At 68.2% G+C, this 19,964-nt stretch carries 21 protein-coding genes; 9 read left to right on the top strand and 12 right to left on the bottom strand.

Annotated features, from left to right (window positions below; all coding sequences use genetic code 11):
• Window positions 1–103: 103 nt before the first annotated feature.
• The 3 genes from MBTS_RS18070 to MBTS_RS18060 form a co-directional block, all read right to left on the bottom strand.
• Window positions 104–1,207 (bottom strand): helix-turn-helix transcriptional regulator, encoded by a 1,104-nt coding sequence (locus tag MBTS_RS18070; RefSeq protein WP_147831265.1) that lies wholly within the window; start codon window positions 1,205–1,207, stop codon window positions 104–106.
• Window positions 1,208–1,610: 403 nt separating this feature from the next.
• On the bottom strand, window positions 1,611–1,889 hold the full coding sequence (locus MBTS_RS18065) for a hypothetical protein (protein ID WP_147831263.1): 279 nt from the start codon (window positions 1,887–1,889) through the stop codon (window positions 1,611–1,613).
• Window positions 1,890–2,052: 163 nt separating this feature from the next.
• Window positions 2,053–2,205 (bottom strand): hypothetical protein, encoded by a 153-nt coding sequence (locus tag MBTS_RS18060; protein ID WP_018043771.1) that lies wholly within the window; start codon window positions 2,203–2,205, stop codon window positions 2,053–2,055.
• Window positions 2,206–2,531: 326 nt separating this feature from the next.
• Between MBTS_RS18060 and MBTS_RS24050 the strand changes: the two genes are divergently transcribed.
• Window positions 2,532–2,663, top strand: a complete 132-nt coding sequence (locus tag MBTS_RS24050; protein WP_280529941.1) for a hypothetical protein — start codon at window positions 2,532–2,534, stop codon at window positions 2,661–2,663.
• Between the two features lie 112 nt (window positions 2,664–2,775).
• Here the strand turns inward: MBTS_RS24050 and pqqA are convergent, their stop codons facing one another.
• The 3 genes from pqqA to MBTS_RS18045 form a co-directional block, all read right to left on the bottom strand.
• Window positions 2,776–2,865: a pyrroloquinoline quinone precursor peptide PqqA gene (pqqA, locus tag MBTS_RS18055; protein ID WP_018043773.1), complete on the bottom strand. Its 90-nt coding sequence runs from the start codon at window positions 2,863–2,865 to the stop codon at window positions 2,776–2,778.
• Between the two features lie 183 nt (window positions 2,866–3,048).
• Window positions 3,049–3,864, bottom strand: coding sequence for a shikimate 5-dehydrogenase (locus MBTS_RS18050; protein WP_147831261.1), 816 nt, complete (start codon window positions 3,862–3,864; stop codon window positions 3,049–3,051).
• A gap of 99 nt (window positions 3,865–3,963) precedes the next feature.
• On the bottom strand, window positions 3,964–4,146 hold the full coding sequence (locus MBTS_RS18045; RefSeq protein WP_147831259.1) for a hypothetical protein: 183 nt from the start codon (window positions 4,144–4,146) through the stop codon (window positions 3,964–3,966).
• A 525-nt stretch (window positions 4,147–4,671) separates the two neighbouring features.
• On the opposite strand from MBTS_RS18045, the gene MBTS_RS18040 reads away from it, so the two are divergent.
• Window positions 4,672–5,175: a YciE/YciF ferroxidase family protein gene (locus tag MBTS_RS18040; RefSeq protein WP_018043776.1), complete on the top strand. Its 504-nt coding sequence runs from the start codon at window positions 4,672–4,674 to the stop codon at window positions 5,173–5,175.
• Between the two features lie 42 nt (window positions 5,176–5,217).
• On the opposite strand, the gene MBTS_RS18035 is transcribed toward MBTS_RS18040, so the two are convergent.
• The 3 genes from MBTS_RS18035 to MBTS_RS18025 form a co-directional block, all read right to left on the bottom strand.
• The gene (locus MBTS_RS18035; protein ID WP_147831257.1) at window positions 5,218–6,546 is read right to left on the bottom strand and encodes an LLM class flavin-dependent oxidoreductase; all 1,329 of its coding nucleotides are present in this window, start codon (window positions 6,544–6,546) and stop codon (window positions 5,218–5,220) included.
• A gap of 117 nt (window positions 6,547–6,663) precedes the next feature.
• The gene (locus MBTS_RS23840; protein WP_238254150.1) at window positions 6,664–7,773 is read right to left on the bottom strand and encodes a GNAT family N-acetyltransferase; all 1,110 of its coding nucleotides are present in this window, start codon (window positions 7,771–7,773) and stop codon (window positions 6,664–6,666) included.
• A 77-nt stretch (window positions 7,774–7,850) separates the two neighbouring features.
• Window positions 7,851–8,783: a cupin domain-containing protein gene (locus MBTS_RS18025; RefSeq protein ID WP_056141782.1), complete on the bottom strand. Its 933-nt coding sequence runs from the start codon at window positions 8,781–8,783 to the stop codon at window positions 7,851–7,853.
• A 296-nt stretch (window positions 8,784–9,079) separates the two neighbouring features.
• On the opposite strand from MBTS_RS18025, the gene MBTS_RS18020 reads away from it, so the two are divergent.
• Both MBTS_RS18020 and MBTS_RS18015 read left to right on the top strand, forming a co-directional pair.
• Window positions 9,080–10,192, top strand: coding sequence for a glycosyltransferase family protein (locus MBTS_RS18020; protein ID WP_238254151.1), 1,113 nt, complete (start codon window positions 9,080–9,082; stop codon window positions 10,190–10,192).
• Between the two features lie 58 nt (window positions 10,193–10,250).
• On the top strand, window positions 10,251–10,412 hold the full coding sequence (locus MBTS_RS18015) for a hypothetical protein (protein ID WP_018043782.1): 162 nt from the start codon (window positions 10,251–10,253) through the stop codon (window positions 10,410–10,412).
• Window positions 10,413–10,438: 26 nt separating this feature from the next.
• Here MBTS_RS18015 and MBTS_RS18010 read toward each other — a convergent pair whose 3' ends face one another.
• From MBTS_RS18010 to MBTS_RS18000, 3 genes are read right to left on the bottom strand one after another with little or no spacing between them, the layout of a single operon-like run.
• Complete coding sequence (locus tag MBTS_RS18010; RefSeq protein ID WP_147831253.1) at window positions 10,439–11,776, bottom strand: O-antigen ligase family protein; 1,338 nt, start codon at window positions 11,774–11,776, stop codon at window positions 10,439–10,441.
• Window positions 11,777–11,789: 13 nt separating this feature from the next.
• On the bottom strand, window positions 11,790–12,752 hold the full coding sequence (locus MBTS_RS18005; protein ID WP_147831251.1) for a glycosyltransferase family 2 protein: 963 nt from the start codon (window positions 12,750–12,752) through the stop codon (window positions 11,790–11,792).
• Window positions 12,752–13,831: an endo-1,4-beta-xylanase gene (locus MBTS_RS18000; protein ID WP_056141799.1), complete on the bottom strand. Its 1,080-nt coding sequence runs from the start codon at window positions 13,829–13,831 to the stop codon at window positions 12,752–12,754. Before MBTS_RS18000 ends, MBTS_RS18005 begins: the two co-directional genes overlap by 1 nt.
• Window positions 13,832–14,099: 268 nt before the next feature.
• Between MBTS_RS18000 and MBTS_RS17995 the strand changes: the two genes are divergently transcribed.
• The 5 genes from MBTS_RS17995 to MBTS_RS17975 form a co-directional block, all read left to right on the top strand.
• On the top strand, window positions 14,100–15,431 hold the full coding sequence (locus tag MBTS_RS17995; RefSeq protein ID WP_192216162.1) for a lipopolysaccharide biosynthesis protein: 1,332 nt from the start codon (window positions 14,100–14,102) through the stop codon (window positions 15,429–15,431).
• A 100-nt stretch (window positions 15,432–15,531) separates the two neighbouring features.
• Window positions 15,532–16,512, top strand: a complete 981-nt coding sequence (locus MBTS_RS17990; RefSeq protein ID WP_238254152.1) for a DUF6492 family protein — start codon at window positions 15,532–15,534, stop codon at window positions 16,510–16,512.
• A gap of 239 nt (window positions 16,513–16,751) precedes the next feature.
• Window positions 16,752–16,979: a hypothetical protein gene (locus tag MBTS_RS17985; RefSeq protein WP_056141808.1), complete on the top strand. Its 228-nt coding sequence runs from the start codon at window positions 16,752–16,754 to the stop codon at window positions 16,977–16,979.
• Entirely contained in the window at window positions 16,976–17,854 is an 879-nt protein-coding gene (locus MBTS_RS17980) for a polysaccharide deacetylase family protein (protein ID WP_056141810.1), read from the top strand. Before MBTS_RS17985 ends, MBTS_RS17980 begins: the two co-directional genes overlap by 4 nt.
• Window positions 17,855–18,178: 324 nt before the next feature.
• The coding region (locus MBTS_RS17975; protein WP_192216161.1) for a GumC family protein at window positions 18,179–19,964 on the top strand (1,786 nt) is incomplete at its 3' end.

Raw genomic sequence — 19,964 nt, 5'->3', positions numbered from 1 at the left:
GCTAGAGCTGCGCCCGACCCCGTTGGGTCGGGACACATCTCTAGGCCTTTGTCTTGCCGCGCTCTTTTTCGCCGAACCGGCATCCACTTCGACGGAGAGCGCTCTAGAGCCCGAAATGCCGGCTCAGGACGATCATCAGTTCGGTCTGACTGCCCGTGTCGGTCTTGACGAAGATCTTCTTCAGATGCGTCCGTGTCGTATGGATCGACATGCCGAGCCTGTCCGCGCATTCCCCGGTGCTGTGGCCGGCGAGCAGGGTGTGGCACAACTCGGCTTCCCGAGGCGTGAGCCCGTACGATGTCTTGAGGACATCGGCGTCGAGGTCCCCGCTTTCGTTGAGATCCGTGATCGTGAGGATCGCCCGGCAGCCATCGAAATATTCCAGGCCGGCCTTGCGGAGCGGCTGGGCCCGTAGGGTGAGGGGCCGCTTGGCCACCCTGCGGACGACGACCGGCGCCCGGGACAGGGAAACATCCTGCGGATCGGACCAGAGGGCGGCGGCAACATGGGCGCGAAGCCGGGCGGTCGCCTGCGCATCGGAGGGGATCACGAGTTCTCCCATGCGCACATTCAGATCGGGTCCGAACAGACGTTCCGCGCTGCTGCTCGCCCGCAGCACCCGTCCCGTTCTGTCGAGGAGCAGGCTCGGGCTGCGGACCGTTTCCAGGGCGTCGGCGATGCCCGTGAGGCGCGCCTCGCCGAGGCTATGGGCCAGTTGCGCGGCCCGGTTAAGGGGGGCGATGAGGCGCCGCAAGGCGATCTGGTCGTCCAACGTGTAGGGCCCCTGCTGGATGGTCCGCTGCATCATCATCACCCAGGCATCGTCGCCCGCCTGGACCATCAGTCCGGCGGACCATTGAAAGCCGTGGCTGTGCAAGTAATCGGCATAGAACGGTTCGGACCGCATCGCGTCAGGCGTGGCATAGTCCTGGTCGACGAACAGGCCGGTCCTGAGGAGCTTGGGCACGCCTCTGACGCGGTAGTCGTTCTTCGACCAGCCGCCGCGAAAGTATCCGTCGGCCAAGGCATCGAGACTGGCGCTCATCGGCAGGCCGGGCACGCGGCCCTTCAACGGGATCGCGACGACCCCCCTCGCGTCCGTCGCGGTCGCGATCCTGGCGACCGCCTTGTCCCAGTCATGCGACTGAAGCGCGGAGGTGACGAGCGAGTCTTCGATGTCCTGCAAAGTCTCGTCGTCGAGGTCCATCTCAGTCCTTCAGCGACACGATACGCTCCCGCGCAACGCCGCACACTATCGGCGATAGTCTGGACTAACCTGCCCGGATCGGATTTGAAAGACCGACCAGTTTTTTCGCATGGAAAGGATAATATCATCCGTCGAGACAGTATAGGTCGGTCGGATATAACGGTCGTCCGGCGCTCATTATTGAGCCGGGACCCTATCCGGGTCGACTGCCGGATCGTCGCTCGCTGAGGTTTCTCATCGTGCGATCGACGAACGATGCGCGCGAAGGCATGGGCGCGAAGGCATGGGCGCGAAGGCATGGGCGAACGCGTCGAACGGAATCCATCCGGCCCTATCCGTGCCGCCCGCACCGCCATCGTCGAGGGGATCGGGCCAAGGGCGGCGCCTCGGTTTGTCGCCGCGATCAGGCCGGCTCGTAGGCCGTCGCCGACAGTCCGGTGCTCTCCGACGCCGTGTCCTGCGAGGGGGCACCCAAGGGGCCGGCATGAAGCCGGGCGATCAGCCGTGCCATGTCCTCGGGCATGTCGGCGGCGCAGTCGAGGCCGAAGGCGCGGTCGAGGGCTGGCATCGTGCTGCGCAGGAAAGCGTGGGACGCCTCCGCGCCGGGGCGGGGCGGGGCCGACGTCGTGGACGGAATGTGCAGGACGGGCGTGCCGAGGGTGGTTGTGGGTAGAGCGAGCATGGCTTCCACGGGGGTGCGCGACGCGCCTTGCGCGATCCCTCCGCCGGGCATTCGCGGCGGCCTGTCTCGTAAGGCCGCTCAAGCTAGACCGTACTGGTTGAACCGTAGCTGAAGGGCGCCCGCCGCCTTTGCCGCGATCCTGTCGCCGGGGCCGACTATGGAATCAGATGTAGTGCCGGAAGACGACCTGGCTCTGGGGTTCCTTCGTCTTGCCGCGCTCGGACCCGTCGACCGTGGGGCGGCTCTGGATCAGGGATGCCGGCATCACCAGGGTGACGAGGGCGAGCAGCCAGCGGAAGGGACGAGCAACGGTCATGTCGGGTTCCTGGGCTGAGTCGCGGTCGGAGCGTCACCTTGAGATCATGCGCCTATGGCGGCTGAATGGTTCATGGCTGGCCGCGATCCGTTTCGCTGTGCCGGCGCGCACATCGGCTCCGCCTCCCCGGGACGGCCCCGTCTTCAGCGGCGGTGCCGCCACGGACGAGGGGGCGAGCGCGATGGACCGCCGCCGGACCTCGTCTCCATCGCGCCGCAACCCGAGCAATTGGGTCTGACACGGATGCAGGCCCTGGTGGCGACGGCCATCGGCCGGGGAAGCTCGCCCCGGGAAGGCACGATGCCCTCGCGATCCGCGAGGGCATCGTGCCGGTTCACCTGAAGGCGATCTTCGGCAGGCTCGGCCTCAGGCGCCAGAGCGAACTCGCCATCATCGTGGCTCGCCTGGATGCCATCCTGCGCCGGCGGCGGGAGCGCGAGGGCGGCACCGAGCGCTGAGCGGCTCAGGTCTTATCGGGTCCTGAAAACGCAAAAAGCCGCCCGGAGGCGGCTCGTCGCGGAGAGGTGACTCTCATGTCATGCGCTGGAAGCTCGAACGCTTCCGGCTGCTTCAGTTGAAGGTGTCGATCTCAGCCGACTCGTAGCTGGTGACTTCCATGCCGACACACACTTCCTGAACGACGGGGGCAGTCCAAGCCATGATGTTTCTCCTGCGTTGCAAGTCTTCTTTAGAAGACATCTCGATTGCGCGGGCTCACCGCGCTTGAGAGATACCTATTGCCCGCCCCCCGCCAAAGCAAGCCGAAAGGCGGAAATATCCTGCAGGAGTCCCTTAGTTTTCTCTCATGGAACGGCGTATGAAGCCTCATGAGCAGAGAGCGCGTCAGGTTCGGGCGAAGGCCGCAGCGTCGGCGACCTGATCCTCGCCCGGAATCTGCCCGGTATACAGGACGAACTGCTCCAGGGCCTGCAGCACCACGACCTCGTGGCCGGTGATGAGGCGCTTCCCCACGTCTTCGGCCGCGCGCAGGAAGGGCGTCATCGAGGGCAGCGCCACCACGTCGAAGGCGATGGTGCTGGCGGCGATCTGAGGGGCGGGGAAGGCGAGGGCATCGGCCTCCGGGCCTTCCATGCCCAGGGGCGTGACGTTGATGAGGAGCGGGGCCTGCGCCTCGCCGATCTCGGCGCGCCAGGCATAACCATGGCTGTCCGCCAGGGCCCGTCCGGCCGGCTCGTTGCGGGCCACAACCGTGCCGTTCGGGAAGCCCGCATCGCGCAGGGCCGCGACGATGGCCTTGGCCATGCCGCCGGAGCCGCGCAGGAGGAACGGCGTGAGCGGATCGACCTCGTGCTTTTCGAGGAGCAGGCGGATGGCGATGTAATCGGTATTGTAGCCGGTGAGGCACCCGGCCTCGTTCACCACCGTGTTGACGCTGTCGATGGCCGCCGCCGAGGCTTCGAGGCGATCGAGAAGCGGGATCACGGCCTCCTTGAACGGCATCGAGACGGCGCAGCCGCGAATGCCCAGAGCCCGTATGCCGCCGATCGCGGCGGTCAGGTCGGTGGTGGTGAAGGCCTTGTAGACATAGTCGAGCCCCATGAGCTCGTAGAGCCGGTTGTGGAAGCGCGACCCGAAATGGCCCGGTCGTCCCGACAGGGACATGCACAACGTGGTCTCGCGTCCGATCGGCGGCTTCATCGCGGTCTCCGGCTGGCCGGAGGCGCGGTGCGTCCCGCGTTCCGGCACCGGAGCGATACCATGTCCCGTGATGTGTGGTCCCGTGATGCGTGGCGCCCGTCAGAGCTTCCGGCTGCGGCCATCCTCAAGGATCGCCTCGGCATGGTACCAGCTGTCGCCGAAATCCATCCTTGGCAACGCCGTCGGCTGCGACATGCGCCCTGCGAGCTCCACCACGGCGTTGACGCCCTTCCGCATGCCCGTCGAATAGGCACGTGCGGGTGATGCGTTCTTTCTGGGCACGAAAGTGAAGATTTCGGCCGAATTCCGAGGTGGGCTCAAAGTCATGGTTCGACGTCTCCGATGGCTGCTGGGCGTTCATGCCCCCGACGTCTCGTGATGATATGAGCGGTGTCTGATATTTGCACCGGCTAAACGTACGAAAAACAGTACATGCCGGTAATTCGAGCATGCCTTAATTTGTTTCATGCGTCGAACGATGGTGCGCTGCCGCGGTTCGGCTCCTCAGCCGCTCCCCTGCCCCGGGCCGATCCGGTTCTCCCGCCCGGCGCCCGACGTCCGTGAAAGGGGCGCGGTCCATCGCCGCGGCGAGACGAATCCCGACCTCCGCCGCCTCATGTGGTCCGGAACCATCGCGGCGTGGATCTCTTGATCCGTCCTAGCAAGCGCGCGACGAAATCATGATGTCACCTGGATCGAGCTTTGCCGTGCAAAAATAATTGCGGGGTCACGATCAAGGCCATCGTCGATGAAAGCGCGCCGCGGCCTGTCCGATGCGTCACGAATTCACTCACGGAGGAACGAGCCATGGGCATTTTCACCAAGGACATCCAGACTCTCGACGACCTGTTCGTGCACACCCTGCAGGACATCTATTACGCCGAGAATCAGATCACCAAGGCGCTGCCGAAGATGATCGCCAAGGCGACCGCTCCCGAACTCAAGAGCGGGTTCGAGAAGCACCTCAAGGAAACCGAAGGCCAGATCGAGCGCCTGGAGAGGGTCTTCAAGATGCATGGTCATACGCCGAAGGCGGTGACCTGCCCGGCCATCGACGGCATCATCAAGGAGACCAACGAGGTTTCCGGAGAGATCGGCGACAAGCAGGTTCTCGATGCCGCCCTCATCGCCTCCGCCCAGGCGGTGGAGCATTACGAGATCACGCGCTACGGCACCCTCGTGGCCTGGGCCAAGCAGCTCGGCCGGGACGATTGCGCCGGCGTGCTGCAGCAGACCCTGGACGAGGAGCGCGCCACCGACGAGCGCCTGACACGTTTGGCCGAGAGCCAGGTCAACCGCCGCGCCGCCTGACCCGAGAACGCCGCCCTCCCCGGTCGGAGGGCGGCCCGTCCGTCAGGCCGGGAAGAACTGGTTGGCCGGGCGCGGCAGGCCGAGATGGTCGCGCAAGGTCGTGCCCTCGTATTCGGTGCGGAACAGGCCCCGCCGCTGGAGTTCCGGCACCAGGGTATCGACCACGTCGTCGAGGCCTTCCGGCACGAAGGGGAACATGACGTTGAACCCGTCGCAGGCCCGCGTCACGAGCCATTCCTCCATCTGGTCGGCCACCTCGGCCGGCGTCCCCACCATGGTGAGCCCGCCATAGCCGCCGACCCGCTGGGCGAGCGCGCGCACCGTGGCCCCGGTCTTCCGGGCATAGCCGACGATCTGGGCCTGGGCGCTCTTGCTGGCATTGGTCTCCGGGAGATCGGGCAGGGGCGCGTCGAGGTCGAAGCCCGAGGCATCGACGCCGAGGCGCACCGAGAGGTTGGCGATGCCGCTGTCCGTGGGCACGAGCGCATCGAGCCGGGCCTTCTTGGCTTCGGCTTCGTCGCGTGTCGTGCCGAGGACGATGAAGGCGCCGGGCAGGATCTTGAGATGGTCGGGATCGCGGCCGGCGGCGGGCATCCTGCCTTTCACGTCGGCGTAGAACTCCTGGGCGGCGGCGAGTTTCGAGCCGGCGCCGAACACCATCTCGGCGGTCTCGGCGGCGATCTGGCGTCCGGCCTCCGATGCCCCCGCCTGCACGATCACCGGCCAGCCCTGGACCGGGCGGGCGATGTTGAGCGGCCCCTTCACCTTCAGGAACTCGCCGGCATGGTCGAGGACATGGAGTTTGTCGGGGTCGAAATAGACCCCCTCCTCCACGTCGCGGATGAAGGCGTCGTCGGCCCAGGAATCCCACAGGCCGGTGACCACGTCGAAGAACTCGCGGGCGCGGGCATACCGGACCGCATGGTCGAGATGGGCGTCCCGGCCGAAATTCAGGGCCTCGTCCGGGTTGCCGGAGGTGACGAGGTTCCAGCCGGCGCGGCCGTTGGAGATATGGTCGAGGGAGGCGAACTTCCGGGCCACATGATAGGGCTCGTTATAGGTGGTGGAGGCCGTGGCGATGAGCCCGATCCGCTCGGTGACGGCGGCGAGGGCCGGCAGCAGGGTCATCGGGTCGAAGGAGGTCACGGTGGCGCTGCGCTTCAGCGCGGCCATGGGCATGTTCATCACCGCCAGATGGTCGGCCATGAAGAACGCATCGAACTTGGCCGCCTCCAGGCGCTGGGCGAAGCGCTTGAGATGGGGAAAGCTGAAATTCGCGTCCGGATATCCGCCGGGATAGCGCCACCACGCGGTGTGGATGCCGATCGGCCGCATGAAGGCGCCGAGATGCAGGCGACGAGGTTGGCTCATGCGGGGCTGTCTCCGTCCGGCCGATGAAAGCACGGTGTTGGAATACAGCAGCGGCGGGAGAAAAGGGTTCTGGTTTTTGCCGAGCTAGGCAACGACCATGCTGGGAAGCCGCCGCCCTCACGAACGGCGCTTGCGCCAGAGCAGGATGCCCCGGCAGGCGATGTCCCGCACCCGCCTGTCGAGGGCGGGATAGCGGCGCAGGGTCGCGACCATCCTCGCCCGCGCCGCGCCCGTCAGGCCGCGCCAGCCGAGCGGCGCGACGAGGTCCACCAGCGGCAGGGGCTCGACCCCGAAACGGCGTTTGTAATCGTAGTCGCCGATGCTGAAATCGAACGAGCGGCAGCCCTCTCGGTGGAGGGCCTCCATGGTCTTGTCGATCACGAGGCGGCCCGGCGAGCAGTTCGACCACCCCTCCCCGGCATTGCTGATGCGGATCATGACGTAGGTGTCGGCATCGCGGATGCCGAGCAGCGCGGCGACGACCTCGTCTCCCGCCATCAGGGCGCTGACGACGGCATAGCCGCGGCCGAGGCCCCGTCCGACCAGGCGACGGTAGAACGCGTCGAACTCGGCCTCGTCGAGGCGGTAATCGGCGCCGATGCTGCGCATGCGCGCCTCCTGCTGGCGCGCCATCACCTCCAGGACCCGCTGGGCCTCGTCCTGGTCGGTGACGATGCGGAAACCCGTCTCGGGCTCGCGGGAGAACACCCGCCAGCTTCGCTCCAGCTCCTTGCGCACGGTCTTGGCGAGGCTGCGATGATAGGCCTCCCAATCCGCGCCCGTCCTGACCTCGTTGCCGTTGAGCGGGCACGGGCACACGCCCCTGAGGAGGGACAGCGGATTGGGCCCGTCGGCCAAGGTCGTCGGCATCTTGCGCAGGGAGAGAAGGTCGGCGCGGGGCAGCGCGGAGCGGATCGCCCGCCATAGCTCCAGGGCGCCGGCATGGTCCCTCGGAGCCGCTGGGCCGAGAAGCGGCGCGTTGTAATCGGTGAGGCCGAGATCGGCGAAGGCGATGATGCGGCGGGTCCCCGTCTCGTCGATCACGAGGGGAAGATGCAGCGCGAGCGCGCCCGTCGCCCTGTCCCGCGCCGTCACCAGGAGGGGCGTCAGCCCGGCGCGGGCGTGGAGCGATTCGTACCAGGTCTCGATCCAGACCGGATCCTGGAACGGCGTCGGCGCACCCGTCCATCCGGGCACGCACTCCGTCCAGTCGGATGCGATCGCCACGTCATAGCTCCGCGCTCCGGACGCGCCGGTTCCCGATGGCGCGATGCCCCGGCGATGGGCCGGGAGCGCCGTCCCGCTCACGCCGGAGCGGAGAGTTCGAGGATCTGGCCCGGACGGGCCGCATCGAGGCGGAAATCGACGGCGCGGCGGGCCGCGCGCTCCTTCTTCACCCAGGCGCCGTCACGCAGCAGCTTCTGCATCACCGCCTTCGACCAGTAGCCCGGCCCGGTGATGGCGTGGCTCGCCGGTTCGCGGCCGAAGCGATGGCGCAGCATGCCGTTGGCGAGGTTGACGATCTGCTTGCGGCGGATCGGCTCGTCCACGAAGGAGACCGTCATCGACACGTTGAGGCAGTCGAGGTTCTCGACCCGGTGCGGCGCGTTGAGGGGCCAGCTCAGCATCTGGCCGGGCGACAGCTCCATCACCTGGGCATGGGCGTCGTACCAGGGGGCGTAGGGCATATCGACCTCCACATCGAACAGGGCGATGTCCTCGAGATGCCTCGGCGTCACGAAGGGCGGGGTCGAGGGATAGACGTAGACCCGCTTGGCGCCGATGATCTGCCACAGGTGCTGCCCCGGCAGGTCGGCATGGTAATAGACCTGGGCGTTGGGCGACGAGATCAGGATGCCGCAGGTGGATTTCGCCGGCGAGAAGCCGGGAACGCGCCGGGCCAGCTCCTCGAACATGGCGTCGAGCGTGTCGCGGTAGCGCCGGTCGACGGTCTCGACATTGCGCAGGTTGAGCCACATCCGCCCCTGGGCGATGGACTCGATCACCTGCGCGCCGGGAAGTCCCCCGGTTTCGCCCTCGCGCCAGAACTTGCGCTGACCGGGCGCGCCCATATGGACGAGGCTGTACCGGTCGCGCGGATAGGTGTCGATCAGGTCGGCCAGGGCCTCCCGCGAGAACAGGGGGGATTGGTGCAGCCGATGCTGGAGCCGCAGGGGCTGATGGCCCCAGAGGGCGCTGTGGGTCTCGTCCCAGGAGGTGAAGATCGGGTCGTTCATGGCTACGGTCAATCCGTATCGTGTCCCGCTGCTCTTCAGACGAGGTGGGTCGGTCCCCCTGCGGGACAGGGGCGATCCATTTCCGGACATCATATCCGACTGAGATGGAATCTTTGCATTCGCGGTGCCGCCGGGACAGGATTTCTGCGCGGGCCGCGTGAATACGGTGTCGTGCTCCTCGTAGAAGCGCCGTCGGCGGGCGGATCGAGCGCTTTAAACCGCTCGGGCGAAAGCCTTTCGCAAGCGATGGTCTGCTAGGCCCCCCCCGGCCACATATTCTTCCGGAATCTCGCCGCATGACGCAACGCCCTGGACCGGGAGACACGAAGGCGCCCTCCCCTTGCCTCCATCTCATGGGAACGGGGCATCCGCCCTGCGGGGTCGGCGATTTCGCGGGCCAGCTGGTGGAGGCGCTCGGGCTTCAGGGCCGGCCTCAGGAGACCCTCGTGCTCGCGCCGGGCCGCGTGCCGCTCGGCCAGATCTGGCGCGCCGTGGGGAAGAGCCGCGCGGTCGTCGCCAACCTGCCCGTGGTCGCCTGGAAGCGGGCGTTCTCCGGGCCGCCTTCCGCTTTCGCCATCGCGCTTCTGCGAGGCCGGCGACGGGTCGCGATCCTGCACGAATGGGGCAGCCTGCACCGCCTGCGCCGTCTCGTGCTGAGGCCGCTTCTCCTCCTCGCGGACACGATCGTCCTCCTGTCGCCCCAGGTCCGGGACGAGCTCGCCGCCGATCCGGTGATCGGCCGTCTCGCCCGGCGGGCGGTGATGATGCCCCTGCCCCCGAACATCACGCGGCCCGAAATCAGCGTGCCGAGCGCCCTGTCCGAGCGGATGCGCGCCGCCCGCGAGCAGGGCCGTCTCGTGGTCGGTCATTTCGGCTCGATCTATCCGGGCAAGCAGCCGGAGGCGATCCTCGACATCGCCGCCAGCCTGAAGGCCCGCGGCGCCGACCCGCTCGTCGTCTTCATCGGTTCGTTCATCCGCGCCTCGGACGGGATCGAGGAGATTTTCCGCGCCAAGGTCGCGGCGCTCGGCCTCGCCGAGACCGTCGTGGTCTCCGGCTACGTCGCCTCGCCGGAGGAGCTGTTCGGCCTGTTCGACGAGGTCGATGCCTTCGTCTACGTCCTCCCCGAGGGGCTCACCGCGCGCCGCGCCAGCATCCTGGCCTGCGTCCAGGCCGGACGCCCGGTCATCGTCACCGAGCCGGCCCGCGCGGACGAGTTCGATCACCATCCGCGCTTCCGTGCGCTCCTGTCCGGCGGGGCCATCGTCCTCGCCCCGGGCGGCGCCGGACCGGAGGCCTATGCCGATCTCGCCCTGGCCGCGTCGGCACGGCCGACTCTGCCCCCCGCCCTCGATCGCCGGGTCTGGTTCGCCGATGCCGCCAGCAGCCTGAGGGATGCCCTCGGCTGATGGTCCGGGGGTGCGAACCTTGCCCTTTCGCAGCGATCGAAGGGCAAGGAGACGCGTCATGACCCAATCTGACCCAAGCGGCGTTCCGGAAACGAGCAGGTCCGGCTGGTCCGGACACTGGGCGGTCGGCGGGCTGGTCGTCGGCTGCGTGGCGACCGTGCTCTGGTGCGGCCTGCTGATGACCCTCGGCGGCTGGGCCGTCGGAATCATCGAGTTCTGAGGGCGCCATCCCGAACGTGGGGCGTCTCACGCGCTGCGGAAACGGGCGAGGTAGCGCAGGCCGAAGACGGAGATCAGGAAGGTGACCCAGACCGGGTCTCCTCCATCGAAGAAGAAGCTCTCCATGCAGGAGAGCAGCAGGCCGAAGAGCCAGACCTGCACGAACATCGTCACCAGCGGGTCGGCCCGGCCGTTCGCCTCGATCCTCATCACGTCCCGCAGGGGGGCGGCGACGAAGATCGCGAGAACGAGAACGAGGCCGGGCAGGCCCAGGGTGACGGCGGTGTCGAGATAGCTGTTGTGGCTGTGCGAGGCGTATCCGGCCCAGCTCGACCCGTCGTCTGACGCCGCGCGCACGGTGACGTTGTTCCAGAATGCCGAGAAGCCGTAGCCGGTGAGCGGACGCGCCGTAAGGGCCGCGATGGCGAACTGCCACACATCGGTCCGACCGGTGAAAGTGGAATCCACGGGCAGAGCCCGCACGACGGCGGCGAGGGGCTCGCTCACCACCGTACCGACGCTGAACAGGTTGATCGTGAAGAGCGGAACCAGAGTGAGGAGGATTCGGCCCGCGAACGAACGGATGACGCCGAACAGCCCCGTGATCGCCAGCACCGCCACCAGGAGCGCCGTCGCGCTCTTGCCTTCCGAGCCGAGGAGGAACAGCACCGACAGGGCGACGATGACGAGGCCCACCGTCGCGAGCCCCGAACGCGCCACGGCGATGCCGATGAAGACCAGCATGGCCATGACCGCCGCCGCACTGTTCTTATGGCCGAACACGCCGCGCCAATTGCCCGCGAGCATGGGCTCCCCCACGTCCTTCGCCTGATGGATGGCGAGGTCCGGTACGAGCAGCATACCGAGATAGCAGGCGCCCAGCAGCAGCAAGGAGGCGATGGCCAGGAGGTTGCGCAGATCGGTCCTCGACCGCGCCAGCAGGGGCAGGCAGGCGGCTGCCAGCATCACGGAGCCCGCGAGGGTCAGGCGCTTGGCCGACGTCACGGGATCCTGCGACAGCACGACGTTCACGGCGAGCCAGGCTCCGAGCGCCAGGAACCAGGGCGAGGCGAAGCCGCGCAAGGCTTTGGCGTGAGCCGGGAGCGTCAGGGCGAGGCACAGCAGCGCGAACAGGCCGAAGCCCGCATAGGTGAGCCCCTCCCGCCCCGTGGCGAGTTCCAGAACGTCCGGATTGCTGAGATCCTGGAACGGTTTGAGCGAGATCCAGCTGAGCAGCAGGACAGCGAGGAAGACGACCTTGCGCGCGATGAGGATGGCGGGCGTGTCCGCGAGTACCGCCTGCAGGCGGCGCCATCCGCCCGTCGCGGCCTCCGATGCCGGCACTCCGATCGCCCCCGTCTTCATCGACCCGCCTCCCTCATTTCCCGCGCGTCCGCAGGCGCGGGGTGCTGACGCGGTAGGGCTGCGGCTCGATGCCCAGGGCCGCGAAGCAGCGTCCGAGGGCCACGAGGATCGGGTGCAAGGCGATGGTGGGTTCCCGTGTCCGCACCAGATTGAGGATGGCGCGTCCGAACGAGACCCCGAAGATGGCGAAGGATTTGCCGGCCAGGGTCACGAGGCCCAGACTGCCCTGCGCATGCTTGCGCTCGATCCGGTAATTGATGGCGCCGATCCGCAGGCCGCGTGCGGCGAGCCATCCCGTCCGCGTGCGGGCGAGAGGCACCGTCTCGGTGATGACCGCATCCGCCTCCCAGTAGAAGGTCACGCCGGAGCGGCGGGCACGGGTGAAGAAGTCGGTGTCGCCGCCGCCGAGGAAATTGTAGCTCGTGTCGAAGGGCGGAGCTCCCATCAGCGCGAAGGTGCGCCGCGTGATCAGGCAATTGCCGCTGCCGTAGATCATCGGAACCGGCCCGCTCTTGTCATAGGCGGGGGCGAAGGCGGGGTGGGTGTCGAGGCCGGGCCGTGTTCCCGGTTGGAAGCGGGGGATCACCGGGCCGCCGACGATGCCGGCTCCCGTGCGTTGCGCCGTGGCCACCATGCGCTCCAGCCAGTCGGGCTGTGCCAGCTCGTCGTCGTCGATCATCAGGAAATAACGGGTGTCGGGATAGGCCGCGAGGGCAGTGGTGAAGGCACGGTTGATCGCCGAGCAATTGCCCTGGCGCTGCTCGACCACGCATTGGCCCTGGAGCGGTCCCTTCGCGAACACCGCTTCGGCGGCCGCCAAGCCGGCCTGCGACGCGCCGTCGTTGTCCACCACCACGACGGCGAAGCGGAGGCCGGTCCGCTGGCGCGCCAGGGAGGCGAGGGTCTGGACGAGGTGCTCCGGCCGTTTGAAGGTCGGGACGCAGACCACCGCGTCGAAAGGATTGGCGCGCGCCATTACGACGCGCTTCCGGTGAAGCGCTCAATCACATTCATCAGCGGCTTGGGCCTCAGATCGGAATCCAGGGGGAGCGGCCGGTTCGCCGTGCCGTCGGGACGGGTGAAGTATATCGGGACCCAGGTATAACGATCCGTAATACCCCAGGTAAGGACCTCGCTCGGTGGTATCACCTCATCCACGATCCGGAGGAAGTCGGCCGCTTTCCGCGCGATGATCTCGTCGCGGATGGCGACGTCCGTCGGCAGGCCGACATCGATCACGTCGAGCTCGGTGATCAGGACGTCGAGCTTCATCGCCGCGATCTCCCGCAGGAAGCCCTGAAGGCCGTCCCGGTCGATCTCCCGGTCGGCGAACAGGTGCGCTTGCAGGCCGATGGCGTGGATCGGGATGCCCCGGTCGAGAAGGGAGCGCGCGATGGCGAGGATGCCGGCGCGCCGCATGGCGAAGCGCGGGCCGACATACTCGATGTCGTATTCGTTGAGGACGAGCCGGGCCGCGGGATCGGCCGCGTGGGCGGCCTTGAAGGCGATCGGGATGTATTCTGCCCCGAGAGTCTTCGTCCAGACGAAGGAGCGCAGGTCCTGCGGCGAGGCCGGATCGTCGGGCATCGGCTCGTTCACCACGTCCCACGAACCGATGAAGCCGCGATAGCGGGACACCACAGTCTCGATATGGCCGGTCAGCACCCATTCCGCCTCGACCCGGCTGGTGATCGCCTCCGCCCAGGCCGGCATTCCGCCATACCAGGCCAGGGTATGGCCGCGCAGGCCGAGCCCGTTGCGGCGGGCGAAGGTGGCGATCCGGTCGGCGTCGCCGAAATCGAACGTCTCCCGGTTCGGCCGCAGGACCGGCCATTTCAGGGCGCCCTCCGGCACCAGCAGGCGGCACCTCTCCGCGAGGGCGGCACCGTAGCCGGCATCCGCCATGAGCGCGTCCCCCCGGACGGCGGCGCCGAACGGGATCGTCTTTCGCGGAGCGGCGAGGACCGGACGGTCGTGCAGGATGCCTCCCGCGCCAAGCACGCCGCCCAGGGCTCCCTTGAGGATGGACCGGCGATGGGGAAAGCCCTGTCTCATGCCGAAACCTCGCGACGGGTGGGAAACGTCCAAAACGGCACACTCCGCCGGGGCATGGCGAAGGATTTTGCAAGTTCGGGTCCGCACATGAGATAATAGACGTCCCGATACGTTCGATCGGTGCGGCATGCCGTCCGCCGCCCGGCGATCGAACCATGCACCTTAGCGCCAGAACTCGACGGCGCCTCGTTCCGACCCGCCCGCCTCGGGCGAGGCCGGCCCTCCTCCTGCCCCGTTTCGTGGCACGGGCTCTGCGGATGCATCGGCCATGACCGCCCAATCGTCCCGAAATCCGACACCCGGCGCGGGACGCCGCCTCGGGAGCCTACGCCTCGCGCCCTTGCGCCTCGTGGCCGGCGCATGGTCGACCCACCGCACCGTGCTGATCGGCTACGGCCAGCTCCTGGCCGGCGCCGGCGGGCGCCTCGCGCTCCAGATGATCTACTTCCTGGTTCTCGCCAACACGCTGAGCCTCGCGGAGATGGGCGTCTTCGCCTCCGTCTCGGCGGCGGGCGTGATGATCGGCTGTCTGGCGGGCTTCGGCTTCCAATCCTTCGTGATGCGCTCTGCCGCCGGCCGGCGCTCGTCGATGGGAGGATATCTCGCCGTCTACTATGCCTGTTTCGGGCTCGCCTTGCCGATCATGCTCGGCCTCTCGCTGGCCCTCTACGTCCTGCTGTTCCGCAACGTGATCGCCCTGCCCGGCTATCTCGCGATCATCGTGGTCGAGGTGGCGCTGTGGCGCCAGATCGAGCTCCTCGTCCAGGTGAACAACGGACTCGGCCGCTACGCCGCCGCGGCCACCGTGGTGTCGCTTCCGGTGGGATTTCGCGCCGCCGCCGCCGTGGCGTTCTGGGCCGCGGGCGGTGGCGATGCCGAGACCTGGGCGCTCTACTATCTCGTCGGCAACGCGGTCTCGGTGACCGTCCTCGCCTTTCTCTTCCATCCGCGCACGCGGATGCGGTTCCGCGCGGTGCTGCTCAAGGGCCGGCTGCGCGACGGGCTCCTCTACGCCGCCTCCTACTTCATGTTCCTGGCCCAGGGCGAGATCGACAAGCTCATCGTCCTGACGCTGGCCGGCGAGCGCATGGCGGGCATCTACGCCATCTCGATGCGACTCATCGATCTCACCGGCGTGCCGCTGCGGCCGATGTTCATGATGTATTCGCGCAAGCTCATCCAGGCCGGCCGCGCCACCCGCGCGTCCTTGCGCGAATGCCTGAAGGTGGAGGCGATGGTGGCTTGCGTCTCGACGGGCGCCCTCGTCTTCATGGTCGCCGTCCTGCACATCCGGCCCGACCTTCTCGGCCCGAACGTCTCGGCGGCCTACGGCATGCTCACCGTCATCGTCGCCGTGCCGGCGGTGCGCAATCTCCTCGAATTTCAGGGCGAACTGTTCTTCGCCTTCGGCCGACTGGGGGTGCGCGCGGGCGTCACCACCGCCCTCATCGCCTTCAAGGCGCTGGCCTTCGTCCTGCTCCTCAAGGCGCTGCCCGATCCGGCGCATTGGAGTCTGTGGCTGAACGCGATCTATGTCGCGATCTACGCGTTCTCCTTCCTGACCCTCTACGGACTTTTATGGCGGAACACGGCACCGTGATCGCGACACCCCGAGACAGGCGCCCTCCGATGACGGAATCCTTCACCCTTCCCGGCGCAGGGTCCCCCCGATGAGGGGCGGCGGATCGAAGGAGATGGGCATGAAGGCCGAGACCGGAGACCGTGCCGTCGCATCCGCGGGGCAGGACCGGGCCGAGCAGGATCGGGCCGAGACGGTGGGCCTGATCACACTCAGCCACCGGGGCGATCTGGAACGATGCGCCCTGCTGTTCGAGAGCATCGATCGGCACGCGGCGTCGCGCGGCTGCCATTACGTCCTCGTCGACGAGAGGGACGTGGCGTTGTTCGCGCGCTTTGCACGTCCCGACCGGCGGATCCTGCCGCAGTCGCAGTTCCTGCCGTGGTGGATCAAGCCGATCCCGTTCCTGCGTCGGCGCCGGCTCCGCTACTGGCTCACGCCGTTCGGTAAGCCGGTCAGCGGCTGGCACATCCAGCAGATCGTCAAGATCGAGGCCACGCGCAGGCTGCCGGAGGCGCGCTACTGTCTGATCGATTCCGACGTCTGCTTCTTCCGGGACTTCGACCTCGCCGCCTTGGCCGAGCCGAATCCGACGCCGTTCCACGTCCATCCCGGCGGTGTCGTGGCCAACCGACCGCGCCACATCCAATGGCTCGGCACCGCGAGCCGGCTCCTCGGCACCAAGCCCCAGAGTGTGCCCGCCGACGATTACATCGACCAGATCATCATCTGGGACCAGGCGACGGCGCGCGCGATGACCGACCGGATCGAGGCGGTGACCGGCCATGGCTGGGTCGCCGCCCTGTGCCGGGACCGTCATTTCTCCGAATACATGATCTACGGCACCTTCGTCGCCAACACGCCCTCGGCCATGGAGCGGCACGCGGTGACGGCGCAGAGCTTCTGCCGGACCCATTGGGACGACGATGCCCTGAGCGGGGCCGACATCCTCGCGATGCTGGACGCCGCCACCCCGACGGAGCGGGCCTTCTGCATCCAGTCCTTCGGATCGACGCCGCTCGCCACCATCCGTGCGAGTCTCGACGCGTTCCGTGCCGGGGATGGAGCGGAGCGCCCCGATCGGCGGACGGAAGCGGCATGAGGCGGCCCCCCCGCGCCTAGACTTGCCGAGGCCGGGCGCTCGCGGGGGAATTAAGGACGGAGACGATCGGCACGCGTGCGAATACGTTTCCGCGCGCCCGGTACTTGGAAAAGTAAGATTTGCCGTGTCATGTGCGAGAGCACGGTCGACGCACTTTACCGGAAGGCGGATCCCCTCCCATGCTCCCGCAGAAGTCCTCGCTCCCGTCTCGCCCCATCAAGACGGAATAGAGACGGCGCATGCAGGCCATGGCACGGGACGACACAGCCACGATGGCGCGACAGGTCGCGTTGGGCGATCTCCACCACGATACGGAGATGCCGGCCGGCGAGGCCGGGTTCGGCGCGGAGACGCGGGTGCGCCGTCCTCGGCCGGCCAACCTCGCGGCGGGACGGCGCATCAACCCGAGGCGCGGAGACGATCATCTCGTGCTGCGAAAGCGGTCCGGGCATCCGACGCCGCAATGACCCCCGACGCCATCCTCGATCGCGACGCGACCGAACTCAAGGCCCGGCTCTCGCTGCGGGCGCGGCTCTCGCATCGTCTGTCGCGGCATGTCCCGACCGCGCCCGCGCTCCCCCGCCTGTCCGGCCCGATGGTGAGCATCACCTTCGACGACGTGCCGGACACGGCCTGCAGCACAGGGGCCGCCCTCCTCGACGCCCATGGCGCCAAGGGCACGTTCTACGTCTCCCGCACCCTCCTCGGCACCGCCACCGAGCATTGGCGGGTCGCCGGGGTCGAGGCCTTGGCGGAGATCCATCGCCGCGGGCACGAGATCGGCTGCCACACCCATGACCACAGCCTCGTTCCCACCCTCGACGCGCGGGACTTCGCCGCGGATATGGGGCGCAACCGGGACGCATTCGCCGCCCTCCTGCCCGGACTGACGTTGGAGAACTTCGCCTTTCCCTACGGGTATGCGTCACTGGCCGCAAAGCGCGTGCTGAGCCGGACCTACGGGTCGGGCCGCAGCATCATGCCGGGCGTGAATACCGGCCGCATCGACCGCTACTTCCTGCGCGCGAACCCACTCTTCGACCGCTACCTCGACACGGGTCTCCTCGCCCGCCTGATGGAGGAGGCGGTGGCCCGCAACGGCTGGGTCATCTTCTTCGGTCACGACGTCGCCGAGGGAGCGAGCCCCTATGGCTGCTCCCCCGGCCTGCTGGAGGCCACCCTCGCGGCCGCCGGCCGGCGCGGCATTCCGGTGGTCTCGATCGCGCAAGGGATGGCGCGGGCGCGTGGTGTCGCCGCGGAGCTGTGCCCCATGGAGGAGGCATCCCGTTCGTCGAGCGAGGTCTCGGTGCGGCTCGCGGAGGGCGGCTCGCGCGACCCGTGATCCCGACCGCATCCGGGGGGCTTTCCGTCCCGTCCGGCGTGGTGACGACACCATGTCGTCAAGACGTCGCATCCGTTTCGGTCGGGCCGCGTAAAGACGTGATTCATCATCGTTTCGCGTCGTGACGCATTCATTGATGGTCGAGTAAGAATTTAATCTAATCTGGACTCGCGGTTGCTATTCCCTCGTGCATTCCGCCGCGCACTCCGCGAAGTGTGCCGGCTCGGGACAGGAGCGGATGGAAACGGGATCGTCCAGTCGGCAATCCCGGTGCGCGCCGGACCCCGTTTTCCGTCGAAATTCCGCGATGTTGGGAGGCGATTGATGTTGGTCTACGACGATCCCCCGGCATCCGGCAGGCCCGGTGCGGCCGAGCCGGAGCGGAGCGCGTATCGCCTGTCCGTCGGAGGCGTGTTCTCGGCCCTGCGCCGTCGTATCGTCTGGATCCTCGCCTGCGCCCTCGTTCTGGCGGGTCTCGGCCTCGCCGTGGGAAAGATGCTGACCCCGCGCTACACCGCCGAGGCGCAGATCTACATCGACCCGCGCGACCTGAACCTGGTCTCCCGCGAGCTGACCACCGGCGGCCAGGATTCCAACGCCTATCAGAGCGTGGTGGAGAGCCAGACCCGCCTCATCACCTCCAGCAGCGTGTTGCGCCGGGCCGTCGATGCCACCGGCCTCACCAAGGACGACGAGTTCGCGGGCGCGTCCGGCGGGATGGTGTCGAAGATCGCCGCCGCCCTGGGCCTCGGGAGCCCGGCCGCGCCGCCGGATGCCGAGGGCGAGGCGAATGCGGCGATCGCCCTGCTGCAGCAGCGCCTCTCCGTGCGCCGGACGGGCCGGACCTACGTGATCGACGTCTCGGTCTGGTCTCGGGACGCGGCGAAGGCCGCCCGCCTCGCCAATGCCGTCGTGGCGGCCTACCTCGCCGAGGATGCCGCCAGCCGGACGGAGGCGGCCAACCGCGCCAATTCCGGCCTCACCGCGCGCCTCGGCGAGTTGCGCAACGCCCTCAACGCCGCCGAGAACCGGGTTCAGGCCTACCGGGCCGAGACCGGGCTCGTGGGCACCCGCGACGCCCTCGTCAGCGATCAGCAACTGACGCAGATCAACGCGCAGCTCGCCGCCGCCCGCGCGCGTGTCGTGGAGGCGCAGGCCCGCGTCGAGCAGAGCCAGCGCATCGCCCGCGCCGGCCTGGATGCCGGGGCGACGGACGATGTCCTCGCTTCGCAGACGGTGGCCGGTCTGCGCGGCCAATACGCGGAACTCACCCGTCGACAGGCCGAACTCACCAACGAACTCGGGCCACGCCATCCCGCCGTCACCTCCATGGTCAAGCAGGTCGCCCAGGCGCGGCGCTCCATCGACCAGGAGGTCGCCCGCTTCGCCCAGGCGGCCCAGACCGACCTCGCCAAGGCGCGGGCCACCGCATCGGCCCTGGAGAAGAACTTCGACCAGGCCAAGGGCCGCACGGTCGGTCTCGCCCAGGCCTCCATCCGCCTGCGCGAGCTCGAGCGGGAGGCCGAGGCCAGCCGCTCGGTCTACGAGGCCTTCCTCACCCGCTCGCGCGAGACCGGCCAGCAGGCCTATCTCGACATGGGCAATGCTCGTGTCGTCTCCGCGGCGACGAAGCCGATCATGCGCAGCTTCCCGCCGCCGGCGCGCACGCTGATGGTGATGGGCCTCCTGGCGGGCCTCGGCCTCGGCGCGTTCCTCGCCCTGCTCGATGACTGGGCGCGTTTCGGCCGGCCGGAGCGCGTGTCGAGGCCGGCCCGGGCCTTCGCGGCAGCGCGGGCTCCCGAGCAGACGCAAGCCGAGGAGGCCCCGCCGGCCAGGGAAGTGCCGCGGGCCAAGCACGCTCCCGAGCCGACCCGCATGCCCGAGCCGGCCCCGCGGACCCGTTCGGTCGAGGCGCCGGTCCCGCCGCGTGCCCCCAGGGACAGCCGAAACCCCGCGACCCCCCGCGCCTTCCGCGCGGCCGATCTCCCCACACCCCGGCGATCCCCCATGGCCTTCTTTCGAGGCGGAGTGAAGGAGGCGGAAAGCAAGCCGGCCGTCGAACCCGTAGCGCGAGCGAAGCCGGACCGTCCGTTAGAATCCCATCCTAGCT

The sequence above is a fragment of the Methylobacterium bullatum genome, from assembly GCF_014845095.1.
GTDB lineage: Bacteria > Pseudomonadota > Alphaproteobacteria > Rhizobiales > Beijerinckiaceae > Methylobacterium > Methylobacterium bullatum.
Note: the sequence above shows the minus strand (reverse complement) of the source record. Positions and strands in the feature narration are given on the sequence as shown.